This is a genomic window from Microcoleus sp. F4-D5, from assembly GCF_036704885.1.
Taxonomy (GTDB): domain Bacteria; phylum Cyanobacteriota; class Cyanobacteriia; order Cyanobacteriales; family Microcoleaceae; genus Microcoleus.
Map to the genome: position 1 here is coordinate 1 of NZ_JAUBSX010000155.1, position 5,313 is coordinate 5,313.

Consider the following 5,313-nt stretch of genomic DNA (forward strand, 5'->3'; position numbering starts at 1 on the left):
CTTTTTTTAACGCTTCTATTAATTTTAACTATTTTACGCTGATTTGGGGATATTTACAAAACCGGGATGCTCCCGTATGTATATGCCTGGTTCAGTGTCTGCCCCAGGAAGAATTTCACGGCTGCTTTTAACACCTCTACTTTCGCACAGATTTGCAAACGATTCTAAACCTTCTAATCTTGCTGAAAGTTCACTCAACCCATCCAAATATTCAGCTACAGCAATTTGGCGATGTGTCCATGTTTGATCAAATTTAGCAGAACTATAGGACATTTCAAACTCTACATCTACGTTAATTTTTTTGCTTCTGATTTGGTCAGGAGATAAAGTGCGATCGCTTGGTGATATTTCCGTAATTCGTTCTACTCGTTCTGAGGCAATATGGTTTTTAAACCGAGAATTAGTAAAGCGATAAGCAGTAGATAGATAAGTGTTTTCATCATTGATTAGTGCCTTAGCCCATCTTTCCGCGACTTGTTTAAATAGGGGGATTTGTAACGCCAGTAATTCTTTAGCTTCTTGATGCTTCCCTATTTCTAATAGAAGATTGGCTTCTGTTGCTATGGCTACAGCCCAACCTTGAATATAAACATCAGCATTGAGCATAATTTCAGCATCTAATTCTGGGGTAGCTTGCATTGCTTGATTACTGAGAAATAATCCCACACTAGAAGCTGTTTTAAGGCAGGGTAATCGCATCTAATTTGGTATAAATTGTACTTGACAAAAAACTACAGATGTAATAATTAGTCTGGGCTGCCATAGAAAGGGGAGTGGTGACCAACAATCAGTTAAACTAGGAATGGACAATTTTGTGATATCCCAATTCAGGCAGATGGAAAAAGGCTTTGGTGAAGTAGCTCTCAACCCTCAGCAAGAAAGAGAAATGAAGATTCTCTCATCGAGTGTACTGAAACATTTTCAGTCCATTGAGGACCCTCGGGTCGCCAGAACAAGACATCACAATTTGGAAGCTATTCTCACCATAGCCATTTTAGCAGTGCTATCCGGGGCTGATGGATTCGTTGCCATTGAGACTTACGGCAAGGCAAAACAGTCTTGGCTAGAGAAGTTTTTAGACTTGAGCAATGGAATTCCATCCCATGATACTTTTGGGCGGGTTCTAGGCTCGATTGACCCGGAAGCCCTACAATCGGCATTCTTAGCCTGGGTGAGTACAATATCATAAAAATTAAAAATCTCTGTTATTCATATTGATGGCAAGACGGCTAAAGGCTCATACGATCGGGAAAATAAGCTCAAGGCCTTGCATACGGTGAGTGCATGGAGTAGTGAACATGGGTTAGTGTTGGCGCAACAAAAAGTCGAGAGCAAGTCCAATGAAATTACTGCCGTACCCCAGCTACTGAAGTTGTTGAATCTAAAAGGGGCGGTGGTAACCCTCGATGCGATGGGGACTCAGACCAAGATTGCTCGACAGATTTTTGAAGGTGGAGGGGACTATGTATTAGCTCTTAAAGGTAACCAGTCTAATCTTCATCAGCAAGTCGAGGATTGGTTTTTACAAGCAAATCCCCTATCCGACAGAGGAATTGAGTACAGCTATCATGAAACCGTTGAAAAGTCACATCACCGGATAGAAACTCGTCAAGCCTGGGCCGTGCCAGTAAGCCAGTTACCCCCATTACATCGCCTCCATGAGTGGGTCGGTTTAAGCACCGTCGTTATGGTCCGTCGCTACAGAAAATCATGGAAGGAAACGACGACAGAAATTCAATTCTATCTGAGCAGTTTAGAAGCTTTTGCCAGACGACACAACCAAGTGATTCGTTCTCATTGGACGGTGGAAAATAGTTTACATTGGGTGTTAGATGTCACCTTCAATGAGGATGCCAGTCGGATTCGCTCTGGTTATGCTGCCCAAAATCTGAGCTTGCTCCGGCATTTAAGTGTCAATTTACTCAAGCAGGAGCCGTCCAAGATGAGTTTAAAAATGAAACGTTATAAAGCTGGTATAGATAATGATTTCCTGATTCAAATCCTCAAAAGTAGTGTGAGTGAGATTTGAGCGGGTTCTAATGCAAGCAATACTTATCATAATCAATAGCCAGAATAAATAGATGATCGAGATTAATCAATGAGGTAGAAATCCAATTTGGTGATGGGTAGCGGGCTATCACCAAACTACTAAATTGGGGGTCTTAGTTCACGAGTATCCCTTGAATGCTGCTGTCAATTTTTTGAATAATTTCCCGCTCTTAGAGACCTCTATGCAGATGCGATTACCCTGTGTTTTAAGGGCCGATCTCGGTGATTCATCAGGAAAAAGAGAGCGATCGTAAAGTTCAGCTTTTAAACCAGCAATTTCTTTAATTAGCATGGCTTGATGAAGATGAGAAATAGCTTTCGCGAGGCTTGTTTGCTTTTGGCGGCTGTCTTCTACCAATAAATACAGATATGCCAATTGTCCCGAGATAATATCTAAGCGATTATCAACCCGATTTAACCTATATTCAACTTGATTAAATCCTTCTTCCATGCGATTATCAATTCGATTTAAGCCAGCTTCAACACGGTTAAAGCCTTCTTCCATTGACTGTTGAATGTGACCTAAAGTTTTTTGTACTTGGTGCAGTTTATAGCCCATATAGGCAAAGCCAGCAATACTGACACCAAGGTTTAAAACACTTGCGCCCGCAGCAATTTGACTTAGCCCCATCACTGAGGATAAGGTTTTTTCAATACCGATTAATTTTCCCTCGACACCTATTAGTTTATGATAGTTAAGCCCATGACCAATAACATCAATTCCTGCCAAAATGGGAGAAAATGGAACAGTCATCAGTTTGCTAGTCAGTCCGGGAGTTTCAGCTAAATGGCGCACAATTTGACCACCATTTACAGTTCCCGCAGCCCATCTAATAACGCTTCCATAGCGTTGCATTGAACCATCGAGTAAACTGTTGATAATTTCGGGATTGTTAACTAACAGAGTGGTATCAATCAGCATTTTACTTTCTCCTGTTTAGCGATTATAAACTTCCAGGTTTTCATAAGCTTCTATTTGCAATCTATCAGACACTTTAACCTCACCTGCTAAATCAGCTAATTTACGAAAAGCATCATATCTATCGAGTTGATTGACATTAGGCTTAAATCCTTCGTCATCTTGCTTGAGTTTAATCTCAACCAAGTAAATGTTATATTCGGATTCTGCTCCTTTGGCGACTGAATACTCATTGATATCAGGTATTTTCCGAGAAAGTTCAGTTTCAGATCCTAGCCATAAATATCTAGTAATTTGGTAAAGTAGTTCTCCGTCACTAACATCAATAGAATTTTTGTCTTTTAGCGATTCAAGGAACTCTACTTGTGAGGCAGAAATAACTAAAATTAAAACCTGTTTAGTATTTTCCTGAACTAGAGGAATTTCAACTGGCGTAGATGGACGATTACTAACAGATTCTCTAGGTTTTCTATGAGTTGGCAGTTGTGATTGTTCATCTTGTTGCTTCTTGAGACAAAGGCCTGCTCCTACTAGCACTAAACAAATTACTAAAGATTCCATTTTTCAACTCCTGAATTTCATTAGGTTTAAAACTTGCTTCACTGACTAAAAATCTCTTGTAACTTTTCACAATCTGCTGTTGCATGATCTTTTTTAACTTCAAACTCACACCAAAACTGTTTTTCTTGCTCAAAATTGCCCTCAATAATACTTGATTGTTGCTGCAAAGCACGTTCAGCTAGATTGGTAATATCATCAACGGATTCTTTAAAGATATCGTTAACATAATCTAACCGTTGGAGAATCCACTCACGCAAAATATCCCACAAACTCCCTTTCCCTTTTTCAATTCCACTTGACCATTGTTTTGCCATTAAGCCTGGAGACGGAAGGAAAAGTTCGATGTATGCAACATCTTGGGTAATATCACGAGTTACTGCTTCTTGGTAAGTACGAGTTACAGGCCGTGTTTTTGTTCTCGTTTTTGTTGTTTTCAAGCAAGACCCTTCCTGATAAGATTCTTCATACTTCTCCTGTTCTATTTTAGTGCGTGTTTCGTGTTCTGTTTTTTGTCCAACTACTTCTGTTTTTTTAGAACGGTTTTGCTTGATATTATTATCTGGCAATTCAAAAAACTTTTCGGGTAAAGTTGGCAAGTTTTGAGCTAACTTTTTGCGTAAATTACTGATGGCTGCTTTTTCAAGATTAATCGAAGAAAAATTGCCCTCGGTCAGAAAAACTTTGAGTTTCTTAACTTGTTCATCAACTAATGATTCTAAAGCTTGTTCAAACTGTTTTGCTTTTGATTGTAGAACAAACTCTGCCCTTGCAGACATAGCTTCTCTCATCGTGTGATATAGCAAGCGAACATAGCGTTCATCATGTTCAAGTTCTTTTTTCTCCTTATCATCATCAGCCCGTATACGCTTAACTAAGTATTCTGAGTCTGAAGAAAATTTAGTGAGTCTTCGACTAACATTATCATAGGCTTTAGAAATATCATCAGCTAATGGGGGGGATGTCACTTCCCCTAGTTTATCTCTGAGTTCAAAAGCTCCTTGATTATTTTTAAAAGCATCAAGAACAGGAACAATTAAAACTTTAATTAAATCTCCTTCTACTTCTCGAACAGCATCATAAATCGGCTCAAATCCCTTACGCCCTTTTTTTACAGCATCTTGTACAAGTCGATCGTTAGTCGTAGGGTTGTTTTTCTTCAATTTTTTGATTAATTCCTTAATTTCTTCATTAAATTGTTCGCCGATTGTTTTTATATTTATATGTAAGTCTTGACGAATTTTAGCAATGTTATCTCTTTCTTTTTGAACTTGATCTTGATTGTAAATTTTTCGGGTTTCAATCAGAATTTTCAGAGATTCTGCTAAAGCCTTGTAATTATCGAATACTTCCAACAATGCAGGAAGTATTACCAGTTCAGCAAATGATTCTTGAACCCGCACACGGAAACGATCCCAAAGTTCTCTACCTCCACTCCATTCTAAAGAATAGTGGAGAATTTGCCGCATGGTTTCATCATCAATAGCCTCATTGTCTTCTACCCGCTCATCAATATCGCGAAACCAATTCTTTAAATCGCGGTTCTCCTTAGTATTTAATTTAATAACTCCTGCACAGTCTTGAAACATAGCTTTAAGGAGTTTTAAGCGTATCTCCTGACTCATCACTGACGGTTCGTTAAAAGCTCCTGAACCCCAAGCACACTGAGCATAATATAAAAGACGAGCATTAAAAGGTAGAACATCAGGAGTAACCGTTCAGGGGGTGCGCCTGCGGCGCACCACCCGGCAAGCTTTGGTGGTAAAGATTTGAGAGTATTGATGCCA

At 39.3% G+C, this 5,313-nt stretch carries 4 protein-coding genes and 1 pseudogene; 1 reads left to right on the top strand and 4 read right to left on the bottom strand.

Translation table 11 applies throughout. The features are described 5' to 3' along the window. Positions 1-33: 33 nt before the first annotated feature. Positions 34-639 carry a hypothetical protein gene (locus tag QUA80_RS32900; RefSeq protein ID WP_333429105.1) on the bottom strand — a complete coding sequence of 202 codons (606 nt, stop codon included), beginning with the start codon at positions 637-639 and terminating at the stop codon, positions 34-36. Positions 640-886: 247 nt separating this feature from the next. Between QUA80_RS32900 and QUA80_RS32905 the strand changes: the two are divergent. Beyond that, positions 887-2,029, top strand: a pseudogene (locus QUA80_RS32905) (ISAs1 family transposase). A gap of 138 nt (positions 2,030-2,167) precedes the next feature. Here QUA80_RS32905 and QUA80_RS32910 read toward each other — a convergent pair. From QUA80_RS32910 to QUA80_RS32920, 3 genes are read right to left on the bottom strand one after another with little or no spacing between them, the layout of a single operon-like run. Then, positions 2,168-2,971 carry a hypothetical protein gene (locus tag QUA80_RS32910; RefSeq protein WP_333429106.1) on the bottom strand — a complete coding sequence of 268 codons (804 nt, stop codon included), beginning with the start codon at positions 2,969-2,971 and terminating at the stop codon, positions 2,168-2,170. A 15-nt stretch (positions 2,972-2,986) separates the two neighbouring features. After that, positions 2,987-3,529, bottom strand: a complete 543-nt coding sequence (locus tag QUA80_RS32915; protein ID WP_333429107.1) for a hypothetical protein — start codon at positions 3,527-3,529, stop codon at positions 2,987-2,989. 38 nt (positions 3,530-3,567) lie between these two features. Then, positions 3,568-5,151 (bottom strand): hypothetical protein, encoded by a 1,584-nt coding sequence (locus QUA80_RS32920; RefSeq protein ID WP_333429108.1) that lies wholly within the window; start codon positions 5,149-5,151, stop codon positions 3,568-3,570. Between the last annotated feature and the right edge of the window lie 162 nt (positions 5,152-5,313).